Annotated in this window: 21 protein-coding genes; 8 read left to right on the top strand and 13 right to left on the bottom strand. The window is 42.0% G+C overall.

The genetic code is table 11. From position 1 onward, the window contains the following. Nucleotide 1 precedes the first annotated feature (1 nt). Both QZ576_RS04040 and QZ576_RS04035 read right to left on the bottom strand, forming a co-directional pair. Nucleotides 2-1,048, bottom strand: coding sequence for a hypothetical protein (locus tag QZ576_RS04040; protein ID WP_297094319.1), 1,047 nt, complete (start codon nucleotides 1,046-1,048; stop codon nucleotides 2-4). A gap of 126 nt (nucleotides 1,049-1,174) precedes the next feature. Continuing rightward, complete coding sequence (locus tag QZ576_RS04035) at nucleotides 1,175-1,876, bottom strand: ComF family protein (protein ID WP_297094317.1); 702 nt, start codon at nucleotides 1,874-1,876, stop codon at nucleotides 1,175-1,177. Between the two features lie 406 nt (nucleotides 1,877-2,282). Between QZ576_RS04035 and QZ576_RS04030 the strand changes: the two genes are divergently transcribed. From QZ576_RS04030 to QZ576_RS04020, 3 genes are all read left to right on the top strand, one after another. After that, nucleotides 2,283-3,824 carry an SUMF1/EgtB/PvdO family nonheme iron enzyme gene (locus QZ576_RS04030; RefSeq protein ID WP_297094315.1) on the top strand — a complete coding sequence of 514 codons (1,542 nt, stop codon included), beginning with the start codon at nucleotides 2,283-2,285 and terminating at the stop codon, nucleotides 3,822-3,824. 43 nt (nucleotides 3,825-3,867) lie between these two features. Continuing rightward, the gene (locus QZ576_RS04025; protein WP_297094313.1) at nucleotides 3,868-5,223 is read left to right on the top strand and encodes a Gfo/Idh/MocA family oxidoreductase; all 1,356 of its coding nucleotides are present in this window, start codon (nucleotides 3,868-3,870) and stop codon (nucleotides 5,221-5,223) included. A gap of 129 nt (nucleotides 5,224-5,352) precedes the next feature. Then, a complete protein-coding gene (locus tag QZ576_RS04020) occupies nucleotides 5,353-5,964 on the top strand; it encodes a hypothetical protein (RefSeq protein WP_297094311.1) in 612 nt (203 codons plus the stop codon). A gap of 154 nt (nucleotides 5,965-6,118) precedes the next feature. Here QZ576_RS04020 and QZ576_RS04015 read toward each other — a convergent pair whose 3' ends face one another. The 4 genes from QZ576_RS04015 to QZ576_RS04000 form a co-directional block, all read right to left on the bottom strand. Beyond that, nucleotides 6,119-6,961, bottom strand: coding sequence for a sulfurtransferase (locus QZ576_RS04015; RefSeq protein WP_297094309.1), 843 nt, complete (start codon nucleotides 6,959-6,961; stop codon nucleotides 6,119-6,121). A gap of 16 nt (nucleotides 6,962-6,977) precedes the next feature. Continuing rightward, complete coding sequence (locus tag QZ576_RS04010; RefSeq protein WP_297094307.1) at nucleotides 6,978-8,021, bottom strand: porin; 1,044 nt, start codon at nucleotides 8,019-8,021, stop codon at nucleotides 6,978-6,980. A gap of 65 nt (nucleotides 8,022-8,086) precedes the next feature. Beyond that, a complete protein-coding gene (locus QZ576_RS04005) occupies nucleotides 8,087-9,076 on the bottom strand; it encodes a rhodanese-like domain-containing protein (RefSeq protein ID WP_297094305.1) in 990 nt (329 codons plus the stop codon). A gap of 23 nt (nucleotides 9,077-9,099) precedes the next feature. Next, the gene (locus QZ576_RS04000) at nucleotides 9,100-9,363 is read right to left on the bottom strand and encodes a hypothetical protein (protein ID WP_297094303.1); all 264 of its coding nucleotides are present in this window, start codon (nucleotides 9,361-9,363) and stop codon (nucleotides 9,100-9,102) included. A 253-nt stretch (nucleotides 9,364-9,616) separates the two neighbouring features. Here QZ576_RS04000 and QZ576_RS03995 point away from each other — a divergent pair, with 253 nt between their 5' ends. Continuing rightward, complete coding sequence (locus QZ576_RS03995) at nucleotides 9,617-10,264, top strand: Crp/Fnr family transcriptional regulator (RefSeq protein ID WP_297094301.1); 648 nt, start codon at nucleotides 9,617-9,619, stop codon at nucleotides 10,262-10,264. Here the strand turns inward: QZ576_RS03995 and QZ576_RS03990 are convergent. Beyond that, nucleotides 10,261-10,953, bottom strand: a complete 693-nt coding sequence (locus tag QZ576_RS03990; RefSeq protein ID WP_297094300.1) for a Crp/Fnr family transcriptional regulator — start codon at nucleotides 10,951-10,953, stop codon at nucleotides 10,261-10,263. The two genes, QZ576_RS03995 and QZ576_RS03990, sit on opposite strands and share 4 nt — an antisense overlap. 108 nt (nucleotides 10,954-11,061) lie before the next feature. Here QZ576_RS03990 and QZ576_RS03985 point away from each other — a divergent pair, with 108 nt between their 5' ends. Further along, a complete protein-coding gene (locus tag QZ576_RS03985; RefSeq protein WP_297094298.1) occupies nucleotides 11,062-11,262 on the top strand; it encodes a hypothetical protein in 201 nt (66 codons plus the stop codon). Between the two features lie 68 nt (nucleotides 11,263-11,330). Here the strand turns inward: QZ576_RS03985 and QZ576_RS03980 are convergent, their stop codons facing one another. After that, nucleotides 11,331-11,810: a rhodanese-like domain-containing protein gene (locus QZ576_RS03980; protein WP_297094295.1), complete on the bottom strand. Its 480-nt coding sequence runs from the start codon at nucleotides 11,808-11,810 to the stop codon at nucleotides 11,331-11,333. A gap of 127 nt (nucleotides 11,811-11,937) precedes the next feature. Next, nucleotides 11,938-12,666 (bottom strand): MBL fold metallo-hydrolase, encoded by a 729-nt coding sequence (locus QZ576_RS03975; protein WP_297094293.1) that lies wholly within the window; start codon nucleotides 12,664-12,666, stop codon nucleotides 11,938-11,940. A 141-nt stretch (nucleotides 12,667-12,807) separates the two neighbouring features. On the opposite strand from QZ576_RS03975, the gene QZ576_RS03970 reads away from it, so the two are divergent. Next, nucleotides 12,808-14,757: a glycoside hydrolase family 97 protein gene (locus tag QZ576_RS03970; RefSeq protein WP_297094292.1), complete on the top strand. Its 1,950-nt coding sequence runs from the start codon at nucleotides 12,808-12,810 to the stop codon at nucleotides 14,755-14,757. A gap of 374 nt (nucleotides 14,758-15,131) precedes the next feature. On the opposite strand, the gene QZ576_RS03965 is transcribed toward QZ576_RS03970, so the two are convergent. From QZ576_RS03965 to QZ576_RS03955, 3 genes are all read right to left on the bottom strand, one after another. Next, on the bottom strand, nucleotides 15,132-17,981 hold the full coding sequence (locus QZ576_RS03965; protein WP_297094290.1) for a TonB-dependent receptor plug domain-containing protein: 2,850 nt from the start codon (nucleotides 17,979-17,981) through the stop codon (nucleotides 15,132-15,134). Then, nucleotides 17,981-18,340 carry a BlaI/MecI/CopY family transcriptional regulator gene (locus tag QZ576_RS03960; RefSeq protein ID WP_297094288.1) on the bottom strand — a complete coding sequence of 120 codons (360 nt, stop codon included), beginning with the start codon at nucleotides 18,338-18,340 and terminating at the stop codon, nucleotides 17,981-17,983. The genes QZ576_RS03965 and QZ576_RS03960 overlap by 1 nt, the downstream gene beginning before the upstream one ends. Nucleotides 18,341-18,629: 289 nt before the next feature. Beyond that, nucleotides 18,630-21,110, bottom strand: coding sequence for a TonB-dependent receptor (locus QZ576_RS03955; protein ID WP_297094286.1), 2,481 nt, complete (start codon nucleotides 21,108-21,110; stop codon nucleotides 18,630-18,632). Between the two features lie 488 nt (nucleotides 21,111-21,598). On the opposite strand from QZ576_RS03955, the gene QZ576_RS03950 reads away from it, so the two are divergent. Both QZ576_RS03950 and QZ576_RS03945 read left to right on the top strand, forming a co-directional pair. Continuing rightward, nucleotides 21,599-21,892, top strand: coding sequence for a CD225/dispanin family protein (locus QZ576_RS03950; protein ID WP_297094284.1), 294 nt, complete (start codon nucleotides 21,599-21,601; stop codon nucleotides 21,890-21,892). A 3-nt stretch (nucleotides 21,893-21,895) separates the two neighbouring features. Continuing rightward, nucleotides 21,896-22,297 (top strand): DUF2752 domain-containing protein, encoded by a 402-nt coding sequence (locus QZ576_RS03945; protein WP_297094282.1) that lies wholly within the window; start codon nucleotides 21,896-21,898, stop codon nucleotides 22,295-22,297. A 55-nt stretch (nucleotides 22,298-22,352) separates the two neighbouring features. Here QZ576_RS03945 and QZ576_RS03940 read toward each other — a convergent pair whose 3' ends face one another. Further along, nucleotides 22,353-23,285, bottom strand: a complete 933-nt coding sequence (locus tag QZ576_RS03940) for a sugar phosphate isomerase/epimerase (protein WP_297094280.1) — start codon at nucleotides 23,283-23,285, stop codon at nucleotides 22,353-22,355. Nucleotides 23,286-23,296: the final 11 nt, after the last annotated feature.

The following is a 23,296-nucleotide window of genomic DNA, read 5'->3' as shown; positions in this document are numbered from 1 at the left end:
TCTAACTTTCAACAGGATTCATTTCTTTGTCGTAACGCAAAGTTTCAACTCTGCGGCCCTGCTCATCGTATTTGTACTCTACAATAGCTACACCGTTATTGGGGTTGTTAACCACATTTCCGTCGGCATCTTTCGAAATACTTTTTACCAGCTCTCCAAGTTCGTTGTACTCATTCTCGGTTACCGGAATTCCTTTTCCGCCAAGCAATTCATCGTCCTGGTCGTAAACCACGGTTTTAACAGCGTTACCATATTCATCAACAGTGTTTTGGCGCTTGGCCCAGCCCCAGTATAAATTCGAAAGCTGCCCGGTAGTGCTGTGCACCGAAAAGCTCAGTACATCGCCTTTGTCGTTGTTTTCGAATAAGAAATACGAAACACCAACATCGCCACAATTTTCAGCAGTACAATTGTACATGGTATCTTCAATGTAGTTGGCCATTCGGGTTACGTAACCATTCGCATCATACGAAAAACGTAGCTCGTAAAAAGGACAAAACGGGTTCATAATAGTTTCTTCCTCGGCAAGGTTGTAACGCAATTCGCGAATCATTCCATTGTCGAGTTTCGACCACACATAATTGTGAATGTTATTGCGGTTTTCCACCGGGTTTCCATCCTTATCGAGGAAACGCATTGCAACGCGCATTCCCGAATCGTCGAGCGTATATTCCTGTGTAAAAGCACCGCCGCTTTCAATGGCCTCACCTTTATCGTTAAAGAAATGTTTGATCTGCTTGTTACCTTCGTAAGTGTAGGTAATTTTTGCAGCGCGCAGGCCGGAGTAATCCAGCAACACACCGTTGCGGTTGTATTCTACCGATGCCAGAGTGCCATCGTCGTTCCAGGTGAATTTGTAGTTATTCACTTTTTCAGCTTCGTCGGCCGAAATTTCATGCGATCCACGCTCCGTATCCCATGGCGTTTCGCTAAACAGCAACTGTCGGTAATACTTTACGTTAGCATCTTCGTTGGTCGCGGGCTTTTGGTTACACGCCATAAAGCCCATAACCACAAGGGCAAGCAAAAACAATCTTGTAATTTTCATTTTGTTGTATTTTTTAGATAATGTTAAAAGCAATCATTATGTTGCTTTAACAGATTGAAGGGAAACATTGTTTAAATAAGGCCTTCCGTTGAATTGATTACATTTTTGAAGAAACCAGACCGACCATTAAATATCGGCATAAGCCAACGTGGCAATACTGACTTTTGTACCGGGCAGTTTTAACAAATGAATAGCACAGGCTTCCAGCGTTGCACCGGTGGTTACCACGTCGTCAATTAGCAAAACATGTTTGTTCTCAATTGCTTTCGGGTCATTCAATGCAAAAACGCTTTCAACATTCTGCCAGCGTTCGTAGCGGTTTCGTTTTGTTTGGGTTGCTGTGAAAACTTTTCGATGCAGCGTTTTGGTGTCAACCGGTTTTTGTAAAACCCCGGCAATTCCGCGGGCTATCCATTCACTTTGGTTAAAACCGCGCTTCTTTTCTTTTCGCGGATGCAGCGGCACCGGCATCAAAACATCAATTTCGGCAAAGTCGGGTGATTCCAACAACTGCAAGCCGAATTTCTTCCCGGTTTCAAAGCCCAGCTCTTTTAATCCTTTGTATTTCACAAAATGAATTAGCTGTTGGTATTTACTCCCCTTTTTGTAGCTGAAAAAAGCTGTTGCCGCCGAAATATCAACCCGTCCCCAAAACAATTGAGCTACTTTATTCTCCGGTTTTAAATGAAAATTGGTTACCGGAAGATCCTGCCAGCAATCAAAACACACGAATGTTTCCTGCGATACCAGACGTCTTCCGCAGGTTACACAAAGCTCGGGAAAAAACAGCCCCAATACATCGGAAATACTTTGTTCGAGAAGCTTCATCGCTGAAAGTTACGAAATTCTCAATTTAACCATTTAATGTTTAGTTAAAAGTTACTTGTTGCTGATTAATAATTCGTTAACCCTCTGATAATTTTTACATAATCAGAGTTGAGCAAAACATCCATAACTTGCAGCTGTATAAAAAATATTTCCCTTATCTCTCTTGTATTCCTCTCAAGAAATCATCTCCAAAGGTTGTCGCGTTCGAGACAACCTTTTTGTTTTATAAAAATTAGGTATTTTTAGTAGCGCCTGCGTCTTAACTAAAGACAAATGGCTGAATTATCTGCGACTTTGCAAAAATTAAGTACGGTTGAATATTTATAAACCTACAAAAGTCAGGATTTTGGCCATAGAAATTAGTATTTTTACCTGCATTGTTAAATCAAGAAACCTAAAATAACCAATGGCCATATTTCAACGTTTTGGTAACTACCTTCGAAAAAAGCTGTTACTCATTATTTTTATCGGATTCATAATTGGTATCGCTGTTACCATTTCTTCGCTTAAAGTCATTGAGGCTACCTCAACCAACGAATCGTGCGAAGTGTGTCACGTACATCCTCATGTTTTCGATTCGTGGAAACTTTCTGTGCATCACGAAAACAGAACCGGAATGCATATTGGCTGTGTTGAATGCCACCTCCCTCCAAAAGGGGAAGGCTATTTAATTGAAAAAGCAAAAGCCGGAGCGCGCGATGTTTACGGTTATCTGTTTAAAGACAGTGCCGATTTTAACTGGGAAGCCAAGTCGTCGCTTGAGCAGGCGCAACATTTTGTTTTTGAGGAATCGTGCATCAGCTGCCACAATAATTTATTTCCGCTAACACTTACTTCCGAAGGTCAGCAGGCGCACCTTTATTATTCGCAAAACGAAGAGGAATTGCGTTGTATCAACTGTCACCTGAATGTTGGCCATTACGATCCGAATGCACTGCACGCCAAAAATGTTGAGTTTGGAAGTGCCGGTGCCGAAGCAAAAGAACAATATACAGCTGCAGCCGAAGTAACGGCGCATGAAGATTATACCGAAACTATTCCGGGAACAACCATTGCATTTAATATGAAAGCTATTCCGGGCGGAAGTTTCAAAATTGGAAGTCCGGAGTCGGAGCAACTTCGCGAGAGTGATGAAGGTCCGCAGAAAACCGTAAATGTAAGTCCGTTCTTTATGGCCGAAATAGAAGTGAGCTGGGATGAATACCTGGCATTTTACAGTGCTACTGCCACCGAAGGCCGAACCACTGATACCGAAGGTGCACGCACCGAGACTGGTGTTGAGGTTGACGCGATCTCTGGTCCAACACCGCCATACGGGCAACCCGACCAAAACTGGGGAATGGGAAGCCGTCCGGCTATTACAATGAGTTATCATTCGGCCGAAACTTACTGCAAATGGTTATCGCAGGTTACCGGCAAAACTTACCGCCTGCCAACAGAAGCAGAGTGGGAATACGCAGCCCGCGGAGGTACCGAAACTCCGTTCTTCTTTGAAGGTGAGCCGAAAGATTTTAAAGAGAAAAACTTTATTGGAAAACTATTCGGACAAGGAAGCGACGTTATTAATAACTACGTTGTTTACGAGAAAAACAGCAGCCTGAAAACTGCCACTCCCGATGTTGTTGAACCGAACTCGTTTGGTCTGAAAAACATGCTGGGTAATGCTGCAGAATATTGCTCCGACTGGTACACCGAAGATGCCTACTCGAAGTTAAGCGATGGCGTAAGCGATCCGAAAGGACCGGCTTCGGGCGAGGAACACGTTATTCGTGGCGGAACATTTAAAAGCCCTGTTGGCGAAGTTAGAAGTGCTGCACGCGATTACACCCGGAGTGAAGCATGGATGAAAACCGATCCGCAAATGCCAAAAAGTATCTGGTGGTTGTCGGATTGTAATTATATTAGCTTCAGGGTGGTGTGCGATTATGATGAAAATACCGGAAAATAACTTATAAATATTGAATCCTAAATTCAACTAAAACATTAATATCATGAGTGATTACAACTTTTCAAGAAGGAAATTTTTAGCCGGAGCCGCAACAGTAGGTGCAGCAGGGGCTATGGGTATCGGAACCTTATCATCGTGCACTGGCGGAGGATCTTCTGCAAGTGGCGAATACGATTGGTTACAACGCGAGTACAAATATCCACCTCTGCTGGATGAAGTGCCTGCCGGAACAGTTTTAAAAGCCGGAGTTGTTGGTTGCGGCGGACGTGGAACCGGTGCAGCTCTCAACTTTTTGGAAGCCGGTGGTTCAACCGTTCAGGTAACTGCATTGGCCGATGTTTTTCAGGACAGACTTGATAGTTGTGTTGACAGAATTAAAACAGAAACTGGTCAGGAAGTTCCTGCCGAAAACTGTTTCCTTGGTTTTGATGCTTATGAAAAAGTGCTGGATTCGGGTGTTGATATCGTAATTCTGGCCACACCGCCAAAATTCCGCCCACAGCAATTCGAAGCTGCAGTAAAAGCACGTAAGCACGTATTTATGGAGAAACCGATTGCTGTTGATCCTGTTGGAATTCGCCAGGTTTTAGCCGCAGCAAAAATGGCCGACGCTGCCGGATTAAAAGTGGTTACCGGTACTCAACGTCGTCACCAGCATAAATACATTAATGTATATAAAGAACTCAGCAATAATGCAATTGGCAAACTCACCACAGCCGAGGTTTATTGGAATGGTGGACAATTGTGGTACCGAAACAACAAGCCCGAATGGAGCGAAATGGAATGGATGATCCGCGACTGGGTAAACTGGTGCTGGCTTTCAGGCGATCATATTGTTGAGCAACACGTACACAATATCGACGTTGCCAACTGGTTCTTTGGCAAACACCCTATAAAAGCGTTAGGTTTTGGTTCACGTCAGCGACGCCCAACCGGCGATCAGTATGATAATTTTGCCGTACGTTATGAACTGGACGACGGACGCCAGGTTTTAAGTACATGCCGCCAGATTAATGGTTGTACAAATGCCGTAAACGAAGTGATGCACGGTACAAAAGGAAAAGCATTTACAGCCCAAGGAGGCACGGCAACAATTACCGACCTGAATGGTAATAATCTTTTCTCGATCGAAGAACATGCAACCAATCCATACGTTCAGGAGCACAAAGACCTGATCACCTGCATTCGCCAGGATATTCCGTTTAACGAAGCTGAAGAAACTGCCAACTCGGTAATGGTGGCCATTATGGGACGCGTTTCGGCATACACCGGAAAAGAAGTTACCTGGGATGAAATGATGAACTCAGACATGAAACTGGGTCCTGACACTTTCATTATGGGCGATATTGGTTTTATGGAAACTGCAAGTGTACCTGTACCGGGAACACTTGAAGGTTAACAAAATAGTAGCCTCTTTAAGATTGATCAATCAATTCAATATGAACCTTCGGCTACGGTCGAAGGTTTTTTTGGCACTATACTTGTTTTAACACTAAAAAATGAAGTTTAATTATAAAAGTCTATTGCTATGAAAACAATTGAAAACAAACAAACATCTACCTTCAGAAAAATTTCAGCGGTTTTATTAATTATTGCAGCCACCATTTTCGCCTCATGCGAAGGACCGATGGGACCTCCGGGAGTTCCCGGAGAAGACGGTTACAATTTTATTGGAACCACTTTTGAATTTACCGGTGACTTTACAGCGGCAAACAATTACCAAATGGTTTTCAACTTTTTGGATAACGGATTTGATCCTTATGAATCGGATGTGATTCTTGCTTATATTTTATGGGACCATGATGGTTTGGATTACTGGCGTCCGTTGCCACAATCCGAATATTTTGATTCCGGTGCAATCTTAACGTATAATTTCGATTTTACCGGTGATATTGACAATGATCGCCTTGTAGATATGTCTGTGTTCCTTGGAGGCGATGTTGTTTACTCATCATTGCCTTCCGCGTATACACAAGCACAAACCTTCAGAGTTGTGGTTGTTCCGTCTGATTTTATGAGTATGGCCAATGTTGATGCCAGCGATTTGAACTCAATTTTGAATTCTTCCAGTATTCAGTTGAAATCGTTAGGTACAATTGAACCTGGAACGGTTATTGACACCAATATCGAGATCAAATAATTAATGATTATATATTTCAAAACCGCTAACCGGAAATTGGTTAGCGGTTTTTTTTATGATTCTACGTTATAAATATTAGCTGTGAGCCAGCCTTTATTTTAATAAAAAAATGAGCGCCCGGTGAATACCTGCGGCGCTCAGGACATGCGAAAGGCTAACCTATCTCGTTAGAATCGACAGATTGCCATTCCAAATATGCTCCATCGTATACTTTTACATTTGGATAACCCAAACCTTTTAATGCCAAATAAATAATTCCGGCACGTACACTGGTTTCGCAGTACACAATAACGGTTTTATCTTTGGTAATTCCCTTCGATTCAAACATCGAAGTAAGTGCTTCGTTCGATTTTAATAAACTTTTGCCATCAGCTAAAGTTTCGTAATTCACATTTACAGCGCTTGGAACATGTCCTGGTCTTGCCAGTTCAGTTTCTGCAGTACCGGCATATTCTTCAGGTGTACGAGCATCAACAATTACGTACGATGGGTTGCTAATCGCTTTTTTTACCTCATCCATAGTTGCCAGTTGATTTTCATCAACATTGGCAGTAAATGTGGTCTTTTTACCTTTTGTAGCTGTTCCAATTGGACCGCGGGTTGCTTTCCATCCGGTAATGTTACCATCCAACATTTTTACATTTGGCGCTCCCAAATACTTTAGCATCCAGTACATACGACCGGCATATTTTGTCGAACCCTCATCGTAAACAACAATGGTTTTATCTGACGATACTCCATAGTTTCCGAGTTCGGCGGCCATTTCTTCCGGCGATTTAATAACATTACGAATAGGTTCGTCGTTACAAAGCGTACCGTGTGGAAGATCGATTGCGCCACGGATAAAAATTTTCTGATTTGCCGCTGCATTTACAATAACGTAATCAGTATTTTTTAAATTCTTTTTGAGCTCATTAGCCGAGATCAAATCCTGGGCTGAAACGGCAGAAGCCATTAACAGCACTAATCCTAAAAGAAATAATCTATTAATTTTCATTATATGTGTTTTTAAATTAGAATCTTACTTGTAGCTGAACCATGATCATGTCGTTCGGAATTTCTCCGGCCCATTCAGCTTTGTATTCGTAATTCACCTGTAAACGCGTCCATTCGTTAAAGAAATAATTAAAACCAACAGTTGTAATGTGTTCCATGTTGTTATTTCCCAAACTCAAATCGCTGTTATAATTCTCGTATTTAATAAGTGGTTGAAAATTATAGGTCAGGTTGTAAAGTGCCAATATTGACAAACCTTCGCGTTTTACGCTACCCTGCACCAATTCAGGATCGCCGCCACATCCGCCACCAACAAGGTACGATCCTTTGTCTTCGGCCCAGATGTATTCACCTTGTACAAGAAAACCATATTTGTCTACTTCAAACTCAGCTCCCAATCGGGTTCTTTCGTCGGGTTCGGTAACTGTTTCATCCTGGCTTGTTGCTTTTCCGAAACGGAAACTACCACCAACATGCATCCAGTCGGTTGGCTGAACCAACACTCTTCCCACTACGTCTTTGTATTTATCGGCATCCTTAACCAAAAGCCCTGTTCCGTTCATCACCGCAACAGAATATTGTATTAAAGTAGTATCCGATCCCCCAAGTACCATCAACCCCATATCGCGATCGGGCGCCGTAAGTTCGTTGATAAACTTTGATCGATTAATTGTATACAGCGAGTGGCAAGGCGTTCCCAATTCTTGTCCGAACGGAGATTTGAAGGAGCCCAAACTCACCTTTGCAAACGAAAAACGTTTGTAGGTAATAAATGCATCGAGCAAATACGCTTTTGGTCCATCCTTTTTAAAAGGACTTGTTTCTACCAAAACGTAGTAAGTAAAGTCGTATGGAATATTTCCCATAACGCCAAGGCGTGCACGGTTAAAACCAAAAGTGTTCATATTGTCGCCTTCGGCAAATTCATAGTCGTATTGCGCCTGCAGGTATCCGAAAACTGCGACACCTTCATCCGACGTGGGCTCGGAACAACCCTGAGCCTGGGCATTGTAACCCAACAAAAAGGCTGCTGATAGTATAAATAATATTTTGCGTAACATAATCTGATGTTTAAATTGATAATAAACAGAGCGGACTGTAAAAACAGTTTCCCACTCCAACACTTTTAGTTAGATGATACTGTAGGCAGATCCTTAGGATTTGAATCATAACCCCAGTGATTTGTTACGCCACCTGCATCCCAGAATGAATTTGAATGACTCAAACCATTCATGCCGAAAAGAAGACTGTAAGCATCAAAACCGAGCACATTTAAGTAGGCGGTAATAACTGCTGAAGTTTGTCCGGTGTAGCAATAGGTTACAACTTTTCCATCCGGATCAAGTTTACTGCAATCGTCGATTAACAATGGATTGATTCTAACAGCGCCATCTACATGACCAAAACCTGTGTAGTGTTCAGCCGAGAAATAGTTATTTACGTAGTAATCACCGGTGCTGGCTAAAACATCAGCACCCTTTGCTGTTTTAAATCCTGCGGCAACTACTTCTTCAACTCTTTCAGCAAGAATATCGGCACCATTTGTCGATGTACTTGTCCATGCAGGAGCATCAAAACTTCCGGCAGTAGTTTCGCTGTTTGTCCAGTTATTGGCATCATCAAGCGTTTTACAGTTTGGTGTCCATTTGTCGAAATTCGTGTTCCAACCGCTCATTCCCCATTTTAGCGCTTGCGTATCTTCATAACCGTAAAGGCGAAGTAACGAAGTAGCATAACAAGCAGTTTGTCCGGTATAACAAACCACCAAAATTGGTTTATCAGCACTTTCGGCTGCCGTTAAAATATCGCCAAAAGCAACGTTGTTTGCACCTTCAATATGTGCAGCAGCAAAATCATCGGCCCCACGAATATCCATGATCCACTTTGAAGAAAGATCACCATCAACAGGTGCTGCCATTACAAACTTCTGACCAGCAGCATTTGATAATACATGGTTTATATCCATATCAATAGATTTCAGGTAAGTGGTCAGCGTTTCATAAGCTTCCGGTTCGGTGCCTGAACAATCACATTCTTCTTCTTCATATTTACATCCGGTAAATGTGACAGAAGCAAAAACTGCAAGTAATAAGGTGTAAAAAATGTACTTTTTCATCGTAATAAAATTTTAGGTTATTGTCAAGTATTAGCATCCACCGGTTGGTTCTGCATCTGAAGCATGTAATCGATTCCGGTTTTTACTAGATTAATTTTTGCAAAACGGTTTGGGAACCTGCCTGCTCCGGCGAGTTCCGCTTTTAATAAGTTGTGGTTGAATGTAATTTTGAGAATTAGGTTCAATATCTGTTTGATGCCTTTTGTTGTGGACTTCCGGTAGTTCAAACCGCTCTCACTAAGCCATACAACAATACCCAACATCAGCAGAATGAATGCCTTTCCCATGTCCTTTTAAAATTTAAATTCGATTAGTTAATCAACATTTCAAAAGTAACAGGGCTGCATATACGAACTGAAAAACCGGGCTATCACCGCCTCAAAAGGGATTCATATTGTGGTCAGTAGCCTATTTGATTTAAATCAAATACATGATTGACTTACTTATTAACTATTAACTTTTTAACTATATTAGCCACCCTTACTAACTTTGATAACTATGCCATTAAACAAATTGGAAAAATGCGTTGGATGTAAATGCATGTCAGCCCCTTTTAAGAAACTTACGAACGAAGAGTTGATTCAAATTAACCGCAACCGGGTTGAAGTAAATTTCAAAAAAGGAGAAATCATTGCAAAGCAAGGAGCTTTGGCAGCACATATCATTTATATTAAAAGTGGCTTGGTGAAAGTTTACCGCGAACATGCCAATGATGAATTGATACTTTCGGTTGAAAACCGGGGTAAGTTATTAGGCTTGCAGGCACTCTATTCAAAGAATATTTATCCTTACTCCGTAAAAGCATATACTGATACCAGTGTTTGCCTTCACGATATAAACTCAATTGATTCGTTTATTCATCAGAATGCCACATTCAGCGCAAGCATTCTGCACCATTTAAATGATGAGTCGTTGTTCTCATACAACCGAATGGCTTGTTTAACCTTGAAACAATTGCACGGTAGATTTGCCGATTTGCTTTTATGTTTCAGCCTGCGGTTATTTAAACGAAAAAAATTCGATATCCCAATCAGTAAAAAAGACATGGCAGCGATTACCAACATGTCGCAGGAAAGTCTATCGCGGGTTATCAAAGATTTTGTTTCTGAAAAAATAATTGATGTAAAAGGGAAGGAATTTACTATTCTTGATTTCGATAGGGTGCGCCACCTCAGCCAGGTAGGTTAACCTTTTTGCTTAATTTCCTCCAGTTTATTTTCGTTCAAAATGGTAAGCACATTGTGTTTCAGTGCTATAATTCCCATGTCCTGAAATTCTTTTAAAATCCGCGATACACTCTCGCGCGAAGTACCAACCAGGGCAGCAATTTCGGTTTGTGTGAGATGCAATGTAAAAGGATTTTCGCCATACACTTCATTGGCAAAATAACTAATGGTGTTGGCCAGTCGGCCGGGTAACTGCTGTTGCACGTTCTTTACTAAACGATCGAAATAATTCATTTCATCTTCAAAAACTGTTGATAAAACCTTCAAGGCAAATTCGCCATTACTTTTCAGCAAGGCCCGAAAATGATCGCGGTCGATGTAACAAACTTCCGATTTGGCCAATGCAATGGCCGAGTAATAATTCGTTTTTGTCTTGTTATCAAGATTCTGAAGACCAAGGTAAGATCCCCGTTTTGAAACGCTCAAGATAAAATCCTTTCCGCCGGCTCCCTTTTTTACGAGTTTTACAAATCCTTCCCGCAAATAAATGATATGTTGAACCGGTCCACCCTCCTTAAAAATAAGTTCGCCCTTTTCGTATTCAATAATCGAACACTCTTCGCCAAGCGCACTTAACTCACTGTTTTCGAGTACTGAGAAAGGCTTCGATTTTAGGGTGCAATTAACACAACTATTGGTCGACAGGTTCATGGAATAGTTCTTTGGTGTAATTTATATCACAAGTATACGAGATTTATTTCACAATGTTTAATGAACCAATGCTCTTTATTGGTCGTATAATTGTAAAAACTTTATACCATGAATAAAATAGTAACATTAATCTGCTACAATTTGGGTCTTTGGGGAATTCTGGGATTCTTCGTTACCATCCTTCTTGGCTTCCTGTCTTGCTGTGCCAATTTAACATCTGCTGTATTTTATACCGCATTAATTGTGTTTGCAATAATTGGCCTTACCGCCACCACCATTTGTGTAGCTCGTGGATGCAAGAAGCATTAAAAAAGAAAGAAGATTACCAATAAGCTTCAGTGCCGATACAATTGTATGGGCAGGAAGGATTATGTGTTTTAGTACCGCTCCAGTTTCGGATAAGCTTCGTGCCAGGCATTCCAACCACCCTCTAACGAATAAACATTTTTATAACCCAGTGTCATCAGCGTTTTTGTTGCCAGCGCCGAGCGACTTCCACTGCGGCAATATAAAATTATAGTATCCGTTTTTTTAGGCACTGCATGACGAAAACCTTCCCAAACCGCTTCCTTTTCAATGTGCGATTCCAGCACACCTCGTTGCACCAAATAAGCTCCCGGAATATGACCGGCCTGGTACTCATCTTTTGTGCGCACGTCGATTAAAATATAATCAGCGTCACGGCTCTTCAGCCCCTCCACATATTTTTCATGAAATCCTTCCGTGTCAACGGTAGTAATTTCCTGCTTTGTTGCAGCAACCAATTCTTTATATCCGCTGTAAACCTTGGTTTCCTGGGCCGAAAGCACAGAAACCATCCCTACCATCAATAAGATGATAACTCCAATTTTCTTCATAATATCAAAGATTTTAAAATAGTACCCGATGCGAACAATTAACAATTGCGCTCCTCTATTTCAGAAACGCACAATTGTGTTTGCTCAAAAACAATTTCGAACATTGAAGGTATAAAGAAAATCGGCCTTATTTTAAGTTTCGAATCCTTAATTCAGTTTTGTTTTGATTTTTTAATAATTCAGCCAGCTCGTCGGTATTTGTTTCTCCGAAATGGTAGGGATAAAGAACTTTTGGCTGAAACATTTTGGTAGCGTCGGCCACCATTTCAGGAGTCATGGTGTAAGGTAAGTTCATTGGCAGAAAGGCCACATCGATATCTTTCAATTCAGCCATTTCCGGAATATTTTCGGTATCGCCGGCAACGTAAACTTTTTTATCGCCAAAGTGCAACACATAACCATTACCAACTCCTTTAGGATGGAAGGGTTTTCCCGGTTCGCGTTCGTTTTTAATATTGTAAGCAGGCACTGCATCAACTTTAATTCCTGCAAAAGTTCCCGATTCGCCATTGCTCAGTACTTTAGTTCCGGCGTATTGTTCGTTGCAGGTTTTAGTGAGTACCAGTTCGGTTCCGTCCTTTTTAACGGCATCCAGCGCTTTGGCATCTAAATGGTCGCCATGCTCGTGCGTTATCAAAATCAGATCGGCTTTCGGCATCATTGCATAATCGGCATACCACGACACCGGATCAATATGAATCACTTTTCCATTAAACTCCATCATTAGTGTTCCGTGCGCAATAAAAGTTATTTCCAAATCGCCTTCCGAAGTAGCGAAAACATCCTTCTCAAATTCCTGAGCTTGCGCAAAAACAACAAAAACCAACATTATCAGTAATGTAACTATATTCTTCATAACCTAAACTTTAAAATTCACTGTAAGATAGGTATAAAATCATTTTTTTGCATCTTCTTTAATAATAAACAGAACATATGTATAAGCTTCAGGCATCAATTTATTTGTACTTTCGGAGCAAAAATTCAAAAACTATCTGATATGAAAAGATTATTTCTATTGATTGCCATAGTTGGCCTTGCTTTCTCCCTTTCGGCCAAGGAATATTCGGTTGAATCTCCATCGGGAAAGATACAGGTAAAGGTGAATGTTGACGAAACGGTTACCTACTCGGTGTTTTTAAATGGAACTACAATTGTTGCGCCGTCGCAGATTTCGATGGAATTGTACGATGGAACTGTTTGGGGTGTGGACGCCAAAGTGCGCAAAACAAAAACCAACAGCGTTTCGCAGGTGCTTACGCCGGTTGTTCAACGCAAAAGTGCTACGATAAAAGACGAATACAAAGAGTTAACCTTGACGTTTAAAGGTTATGCGCTGCAATTCAGAGCTTACGACGATGGCGCAGCTTACCGCTGGGTGTCGGATAAAGATGGCGAATACAAAGTGAAAAGCGAGCTGGCGACTTTTACGTTTCCGGCCGACAACAAACTTTGGTTTCCGGAAGAAGAAAGTATGATGACGCACCAGGAACGCGAATACCTACGCGAAACCCTGTCGAATATTGGCAGCGATCGTTTTGCATCTACCGGACTGCTGGTTGACTGTGGAAACGGCATTAAAACCTACATTTCGGAGTCGAACCTGATGGATTACCCGGGAATGTTTTTACGTGGAAGCGATGATAACCAATATGCTTTAATTGGAAAATATCCGGGAGTTGTGCTGGAAACTGAAATGATGCGCGACCGCGATGAAAAACCAACAAAATACGCCGATTACATTGCTGAGTGTAACGGTCCTCGCGAATTCCCGTGGCGTGCCATGGTAGTTACCGAAAACGATGGTCAGTTGATTGAAACTGAAATGATTTACAAACTGGCTCCTGAGTGCCGACTGGAAAACACCGACTGGATTAAGCCGGGGAAAGTTGCATGGGACTGGTGGAATGCCAATAACATTTATGGTGTTGATTTTGTGGCCGGCGTAAATACCCAAACTTACAAGTATTACATCGATTTTGCTTCGAAATACGGTTTGGAATACATCATTCTGGACGAAGGCTGGTATGTGCTTTCTGATATTCTGGAGCTGGAAAAAGATGTGGATGTTAAAGAGATAATCGACTACGGAAAAGAGAAAAATGTTGATGTGATTCTTTGGGTAGTTTGGAAAACCATGGATGACAAACTGGAAGAAGCACTCGACCAGTTTCAGGCGTGGGGCGCAAAAGGTATTAAAATGGACTTTATGCAACGCGACGACCAGTGGATGGTAAATTTTTACGAGAAAATTGCCCGCAAATGTGCCGAGCACGAATTGTTGGTTGATTTCCACGGATCGTACAAACCAAGTGGTTTGCGACGTGCTTACCCGAACGTAATTTCGTATGAAGGCGTTAAAGGACTGGAAAACGTGAAATGGGAGAATCTACCCGATCCGGAGCATGATGTAACTTTACCGTTTATTCGTATGGTTGCCGGCCCGATGGACTACACGCCGGGCGCGATGATCAACAAAACAAAACTGAATTTCAATCCGGTATTCAGCGAACCAATGAGCCAGGGAACACGCTGCCACCAGTTGGCTTTGTACCCGGTTTTCGAAAGCCCGCTGCAAATGTTGGCCGATAATCCATCGAACTATTTACGCGAGCCGGAATGTATGGAATTCCTTTCGGCAGTTCCATCGGTTTGGGACGAAACCAAAGTGCTGGAAGCTAAAGTTAGCGACTACATTGCTGTTGCACGTCGCTCGGGCGAAACCTGGTATGTGGGTGCTTTAACCGACTGGGATCCGCGCGAAATGGAGTTGAAACTCGATTTCCTTGGCGAAGGAACGTACACCATGAAAGTTTGGAAAGACGGACTGAACGCCGATAAACACGCTGCCGACTTTGCACAGGAAACTGTTGAAGTAACTGCGGATTCTACTGTAAAAGTAAAAATGGCTCCCGGTGGTGGCTGGGCTGCTATTATTGAAAAGAAATAGATTCGAATAGCGAGACGCTAGTTTCGAGGTTCGAGCATATAAGGATTCCATCCCTCTGTGTTAATTCAGAGGGATGGAATCCTTTTTTTGTGCGATTGGCGGTTTTTAACCGCCTTTTTCATGCGGTTAAAAACCGCAGATCACTTTATCCCAGCGCGAAGAGATGACATCCTTTTTTGTGGCCGCATATGAAGACTTCTTCAACTCCTGTTTTGTAGTTAACCGCTTGGTTTCTTACCCCTAAATCCCCTGTAGGGGACTTTTTGTCCCTCTTGGCGAAGTGCCTTTCAACAAATATCCGTAAACAAAAACAGCGGGCGACTAATAAATGATAGTCGCCCGCTGAACTATTTTGTGTAAGGTAAATCTGCTATTTACTTTTCTTGCAGCACGAATTTTACAGAAACTCCAACAGCCTTACCTTTGAATTTTTTAATATCTACTGAAGGAAGCTGTTCTAAAACTCTTTTCAATTCCAGAATCAACTCCGGTACCATTTCCTCATCATCTGTTGGTTGTTTTACGCCGTTTTTAGCATAACCAACCACAACCACATCTTCCAGGTGCTCAATATTTTTTTGCTTATAATCATGTATTGAAACTTCCTTATTTTCTTTACCAAACTCAACAAAAGCCTGAACAGTTCCCTGGCTCCCTTTCTCAACTGCATTAGTGGGATATTTTATCTTTTTCGCAATAAACTTTCGCAAATCTAATTCCGAAGTTATTTCTTCCGTTTTTTTGGTAATAAGTATCACACCGTCTTTAGCTTCTTCTCCATAAGTCTTAATTGATTCAGCATCTTTCAGAACAGAGATCGATTCAATGTCATTAGGATCGATGTCATTCATCTCTCCAGTGAATTTTTCACCGTCGAGAAAGATCAGTGGCGATTTTCCACCAAGATCAGCAGAACCTTTCAGTTTGATCGAAATGGCTCCGTTTTTAGCGATTGGACCATATATTTTGGTAGCACTTTCGTCTTTCAGCACTTCCATTGATTCAATTGTTTCCGGATCGATATCGTTAATATCACCATCGTAAGGAATACCTTCAACAAGTACTACAGCATCCTCCATTTTAGCTTTTGCAGCTTCTTTGGTTGTAACAATGACTACACCATTTTTACCCCCAACCGACCCATATAATGCAGTAGCTTGTTCTCCTTTTAAAACAGACATGCTTTCAATGTCGTTCGGATCAATTAAATTTATATCAGCTACCGGTTTCCCATCTACGATATAAAGCGGAGCGCCGCCATTGGAACTTTCCGAAATACGAACCTGAACGCTTTCCAAGGGCTCATTTTTTGTCTGCGTTCCATAACCAATCACTTTTACCTCATCTGCTTTATCCTTTGCAGAGGCTTTTGTTGCGATAACGATCACACCGTCTTTTCCTTTGTCGCCGTATAAAGTTTTAGCCTGCTGACTTTTCAAAACTGTCATGGATGCAATTTCATCAGGCTGCAGAATATCGATCTTGCGCGACTCTTTGCCGTCAACAATGTATAAAGGAGGATTTTTAGAATTACTGAGCAAATCAACCCTGGGAAGACCATCATTTGGAGCGGCAACTCCAACTGCGAATTTTTTTGGTGTTTGATTTAGCTGAACATCAAGCTCCGATTTGCCATCAATAGCAACTTCTTTTTCATCGTATCCCATTATTTTAAAAACCAGCACGTTGTTTGCGTCGGTCGCAATCTCATAATTTCCATGCACATCCGAAATAGTACCAACTGTAGATCCTTTTACCAACACAGCTACTGCCGGAATTCCATCACCATCTTCGTTGGTGATTTTTCCTGAGATAGTAACTTCTTTCTCTGAGCTACTCTCAGCAAGACCTATTCTCAGTTCTTTCTTATTGCCGTAATAAACAACATCATTTTTGTAATAACCGGGTGCTGAGAAGCTTAAAACTATCGGTTTTTCTATTCCGTTAAACGCAAGTTCGAAAAACCCATTCCCATCTGCCACAAATTCTTCCGACGATTCATTGTTAACGATTTTGGCATTCGGAATCCTCTCACCAAAACCATTTTCTACAGTACCTTTTACTGTAAAATTGTCGCTTCGCACAAGAACCTCCGGTTTATTGACCATTTTATCAAACTCAGGAACGGTGCCTGGATCATAATCCCTGGTTTGAATATAATACACACCATCCTCTTTTGGATTTTTATCAAACGACAGTGCATTCGCAACCACTTTGTTTTCAAGGCCAAGTGCATTTATCACTTCACCTCCATCAAATCCGTTAGCAAAATCAAGGTTGATAAGGTCGGAATGATCGGCCGGAAGCTCAATACCGTCAACAACTACTTTTAATTGTCCGGCATCGTGTAACACTTCGGTTCGTACTTCCTTGTTCGACAAACCCATAACCAAAATGGCCAGCAGGGGCAGTACAACCAACTGTTTCATAAGGCTGTACCGATTTTCTGTTTTCTTTTTCATCATGATAATACGGTTTTTTAATTGTGAGCCGTTAAGCGCCGTCAAAAAGGGAGCTACTCCTTTTTTATGCGCTAATCCTACCATGGCCAATTGATAAGCTTCGGCATTATGATTTTGGGCTACCTGATGATCAGTCAGGTATTCCAGGTTATTTCGCATCGCATCGCGGATTAACCAGGCAAAGGGGTTAAACCACTGGAGTAGAAACAAAAGCTCGGCAAAAAGAATATCGAGCGTATGGCGTTCTCTTACGTGAATCATTTCGTGGTCGACGATCATTTTCAGATCGGGATTTTTCAATGTTTTTTCCGACAGCACAATTCGCGAAAAGAAAGAGAATGGGTGCACATCCTTTTTAGTAAGGTTAACTTGTGCTCCAAACAATTCCTTCAGGCGGCTAAATCGGATAATATTCATGGCTTTGAGGTGCCCGATCAACAGATTCAGTAGAAATACAACAATTCCGAGTGCATAAATCCCCAGCAGGTAATGATACCATTCGAAGTTAAATTGCGGCTCGCTGGCCACAGCAGCTTCGGGCAGGTAAGCAAAACCAGTTGAAGCAGCTGCGGGAATCGGCTGTATATAATTCACTTTGGTAAACGTAATCAGCGGAATAAGGAAACTAACCAAAAACGACACCGGCAAATAAATCCGGTTGAACAGAAAATGTTTCTGGTGCTGGAAAAGAGCCAGGTAAGCCAGGTAAAAAGCACCCAGCGCCAAAGCAGCCTTCCCGATATAGAGGATAAAATCTTCCATTACTTTTTGTTTTTAATGAGGTTAACCAGTTCGTCGATCTCGTCTTCCGACAGGTTTTTCTCTTTTACAAAAAAGGCCACTGCACTTTTGTACGAGTTATCGAAATAGTCGCTAACCACCTGGTTCATAAACGAACGGCGATACTCCTCTTTCGAGATGAGTGGAAAATACTGGTAAGTGTTGCCGTATTGTTTAAAACCGATAACGCCTTTGTCTTGCAACAAACGCACCAACGACGAAATGGTGTTGTAATGCGGTTTTGGTTCGGGATACAACTCAACAATGTCTTTTACAAACGCTTTTTCCAGTTTCCAGAGGATCTTCATCAACTCCTCTTCCTTTTTTGTTAGTTTCTTCATTGTACTGTCGTTTCATAATTTATTGTCATTCCGAACGTAGAGAGGAATCTGTGACAGATTTCTCGGTCGCTTCTCTCACTCGAAATGACAGTTATAATTTTACATCGACAAACATACAACTGATTTTTCAGTTCTGCAACTGTTTTTTCAGTTTGGAAACGAAGTTTTCAGTTTTTCAAGCAGTAAAGCTCATGCCATCCCGCATGGAATCCGCGTTTCATCAGAAATAAAAAAATGCCATTCTTTTTAAAAAGAACGGCATTCATCGTATTGTCTTTGTGTATTTACGTTAAAATTCTCCGCCACCCATGTCCATTCCGCCGTCGCCACCGCCACGGTTTCCACGGTCTTCTTTAAAGTTGTTAATCTTGTAGCTCAGTGTAAGCATTACTACACGTGGTTCGCGTTCAAAACGGAACCAGCTTTCAAAGTCGTCGCCATAGCTTGTCCGCTCAAAACGTCCTGTTCCCAGCGGATCGCGAACGCTAACAGTAGCCGAAAGTTTTTTATTCATAAACTCCTGACGGTACGAAATATTGGTGAAAAACATAGCACCGCTTTCGCCCTGCGCCGACACTGATTTGCCGCGGAAAAATGCATTTAATTGAAAACGTGAATTTTCAGCCAATTTAAAAGTCGTATTCATTCGGCCACCCCAGTTGGTACTTTCCCGGTCGATGGATTCGCCATTCAACTCGCCGGTAATTTTATATTTATAAACGTTCACACTGGCGTTAAGGATCAGCCACTTTTTGTAATTCCAGTTTCCGGTAACTTCAAGACCGGTACTGTAATCTTTATCAAAGTTGTCGGTGTACAGGTAAAAAATACCGTCTTCGCCCAACTCCTGTGTGCGATCGATTTTATTGTTGGTTACCCTGCGGAACAAATCGGCCGACATAAACGAACGTGTTTCGCCAAATCGTTTCATTAAACCCAGTTCGTACGAGTTGGTGTATTCAGGTTCCAAATCGGGATTTCCAAAACGGATGGTGTAACGGTTGTAATAATTTGGTGTTGGATCCAGATCGCGGCCACTCGGACGGTTGATCCTCCGGCTGTAACTTGCAGTAACATCGGCAGTTTGTGCTACCGGATACGAGAAGTGCGCTGTTGGAAACAGATCGAAACGATTGAGTGACGAAACATTTTCGGCACTGGTATTTTGTATTTCACGCACGGTTAACTCTCCACGCAAACCCGCCATGTAAGCAAGCTCACCCACCTTGTTGCTGTAGGTGGCATAAGCAGCGTGTATGTCGCGCTGAAAATCGGTAGTACTCGAATATTCGTCGTTGATCACCCAGGAATCACTCGCCTGATCGTAATCGCGAAATTCAAGCGTTTCCAATTCGCTTTCCAGTCGCCCCTGGTAACCGGCTTCAAAACGGCCATCTTCACTAAACGGATAGGTGTAATCGAGTTTTAACCGAATATCCTGTTCGTCCTCTGTTTCCAGTGTCGACACATTCGACAAATACTCGTTGGAAGGATTCCAATTCTCGTCGGCCAGCAATTCACCTTCTATTTCGTTGTCGGTTCCTGTCTCATCCGAGAAAAAAGCGGTTGCTTCAATACGGTGTCCGTTGTCGTCGAAATTATGCTGAAAATTCATGTTCAGCGTATAAAAATCGTTGCTGCGATCCGAGGTTTCTTCGCTTATTGAAAGAATTCGCTCGGAGGCCGGGATGGTAAAATTCTCTGTTCGGCCGCCACCTTCGTTTCCTCGTTCCGAGGTCCCGGTTTCTCCCGAAAGTGTTAAGGTAGTGTTGGTTCCTAAATAAATATCGGCACCCCCTTTAAAGCTGTGTCCGCCACGAATCCACTTCCGGTCGCCGGCCATATTCAAAAATTCAGTTGTATCGTTGTAATATGTTTCGCGCTCCGAGGCCATTGCCCCGTTATTGATCTCATCGCGCCAGTCGGCTCCAAAAAACAGGTTCAGTTTTTCAAAACGGTAATTCAGCATAAAATCGCCGCGGTATTTATCGCCCGTTCCAACGCTTGCATTTACAATACCGTTCAGCCCGTTCATCGAGTTCTTTTTCATCACCAGGTTAATGATACCTGCAGCACCGTCGGGCTCGTATTTTGCCGATGGGTTGGTAATGATTTCAATATTTTCGATCGCCGAAGACGGAATCTGGCGCAGTGCGTCGCTACCGCTTAAAACACTTGGCCGGCCGTCAATTAGTACGGTAAAATTTCCCGATCCGCGCAAGGCCACATTCCCTTCAATATCAACCTGAATAGAAGGTGTGTTTTCCAAAACATCAACGGCTGTTCCGCCAATGGCACTGATTACCTGGCTAACGTTAACCACTTTTTTATCGAGCTTGTATTCCACGGCAGCTTTGTCGGCCACAACATTTACTTCGCCAAGGGCAACCGTTGAAGGAGCAAGGTTGATCTCGCCCAAATCGTGCACACGGTTGCTGCGATCGATTTTAATATCTACCACATTTTCCTGATCGAAACCTATAAAGTTGGCCACTAAATAATAGTCGCCATAATCTAAATTCGCTATTTCAAAAATTCCCTTTTCGTTGGTAATACTTCCGGTTACGAGGGTTGAATCGGTCTCTTTATAAACGGCTATATTGGCAAATTCCATGGGGGTTTCCGTATCTTTTTCTACGATCGTTCCAACGATTTTTCCTTTTCCATCGTCGTTTGGATCGTCCTTTTTTACGGGGTCTTCAATTACTGCATAAGAATTCACCCCAATTAGTAATAGGGCGATTAAAATTACGTTCGTCAAGTACTTCATTGCTGTCTAAATTGTTTCCTTTTGTCTGTTTACTACTATAAGACCGTTTATTCTTTATTTAGTTTAATTCAACCGTGTTAATTAGTTGTTAACGTGTTTCTGCGTGGTTAGCGCGGTTAAGAAGTTTCGTTTTTCAGTAGTTTGGTTCGGGGTCGTAATCTTCCCTGTTCGAAAAAATTGTACGACTGTAAAATTGGTTGGTCTAAAAAAATGCCACCCTCCCGGATGGCATTCTACCAAAACTTAAAATCTATGGAAAAAGTGCCTCCTGCTCCTTAATCCATAAGGCTTGCAAAAATAATGCGATTCGAATTTTTCACAACTTTGGACGATAAATAGATCGTTGATTTTAATATATTTTAAGATTTGAGTTACCATGCGCGCTCCTGGCCCATAAAAAACGCCTAACTATTTTGTAGCCGATGCTTTGTTTAGCTTGTTCGTTCGTTTAACTTTGCTTTCATCAAGTCTTTTAAAAACTACTTATCATGAACGAACAAGTTAATCAACCACAAGTACCACCACCTAATTATTTGGTATTTGCCATTCTGACAACTATTTTTTGCGGAAAAATATTCGGAATTGTAGCCATTGTTTTTGCCGCGCAGGTAAATTCGTATTGGAATGCCGGAAATTACGAAGCAGCATTATCGGCCAGTAGAAATGCCAAATTGTGGGCCTGGGTATCGTTTGCCGCCGGAATGGCCTGGCTAATTTTAGGTATAATACTGTCGATTTTTGGCGTACTTGCCGGACTAATGCAGGGTGCTTTTAATTTTTAGTAGATGAACCGAACGATCAATAGATTGCTGCTACTCGTAATTATTGGGGTAGCAGTTCTTTTTTATTTTCTTGATCCCATAAAGCATACGATCTTTCCGCAGTGCCTGTTTCATTCGTTAACCGGTGGTTATTGCCCGGGATGCGGCTCGCAACGGGCTTTACACAGTTTGTTGCATTTAGATTTTGCCGGTGTGGTTGGGTATAACTTTTTGTTTCTTCCGGCAGTGCTTTTTATTCTTTATCACTACCTGCATCCGTTGCTAAACAAGGTTTTTGGATGGAAACTGCCGAACCTGTTCTACAAAAAACAAACGCCATTCATTGTATTAGGTATTGTTATTGTGTTTTGGATAGCACGAAATCTGCCGTGGTACCCGTTTAGTGTGCTGGCACCTGTTGGATAGGCACAAAAAAACGGATGCGAAAACGCACCCGTTCTTATATTTAATTTGGTTAGGATCACTTCACGAATGAAGCGTCATTTAAATAATCGTAACATTTTTCAACACCTTCAAACTGTGTCATACTTCCGTCTCTGATTCCTTCCAGTTCCACATAGAAACCGTCCAAACCATTTTCGTAAGCTTTGTTAAAGATGTTTTTAAAGTTCATCATTCCCGACTGACCAAGAACTGAGCGGTCTTTAATATGGAGAACAGGGAATCTGCCGGCATACTTTTCGAAGTACTCCAACGGATCGTTTGATCCCATAACTGTCCAGTAAACGTCCATTTCGAAGAATACCAAATTTGGATCTGTACCATTCAGGAACAAGTCGTAAATTACATCGCCAACAGGCATCCACGGATTACTTTGTTTATCCTTGTCTTCCGGTTTTACAATGCGACCAAATTCCATGTTATGGTTGTGGTAACCAAACTTAATTCCGGCCGATTTTGCAATTTCACCGGCTTTATTGAATGATTCGCAAACAACAGCAACGTCATCATGTGTTTTCATGTTTGGCATCATTGGCTGAACCAAAGTTGTTACACCAAACTTCACATGGTCTTCAACAGTTTGTTTCCAGAAATCAGCAATCTCACCCAGTTTATCTTTCGTGATGTCACGAGTAGGAGGATTTACGTGCGATCCTGTAATTTTCAAACCTGCATCGTCGGCCAGTTTACGGTAATCTTCAACCGAATATTCTCCCATTTTGCGATCGCGGTAACCCGCCAGCTCGATGGTGCTGTAACCGATATCTTTTATTTTTTTCAAGCCATTTGGAACGTCGGCAGCCAATTCACGTCCTACAGAGTAAATTTGCAAACCAATTTCCTTTTTACCCATGCCAACCATCGAGGCAGCACTTGCAGGCTTTAACGAGCCAGCCACCATACCACCGGCGGTAAGCAGGCCCATCTTTTTCAAAAATTCTCTTTTATCCATAAGGTTTTTAG

This window comes from uncultured Draconibacterium sp. (assembly GCF_913060805.1).
In the GTDB taxonomy this organism is placed as follows: Bacteria; Bacteroidota; Bacteroidia; order Bacteroidales; family Prolixibacteraceae; genus Draconibacterium.
Note: the sequence above shows the minus strand (reverse complement) of the source record. Positions and strands in the feature narration are given on the sequence as shown.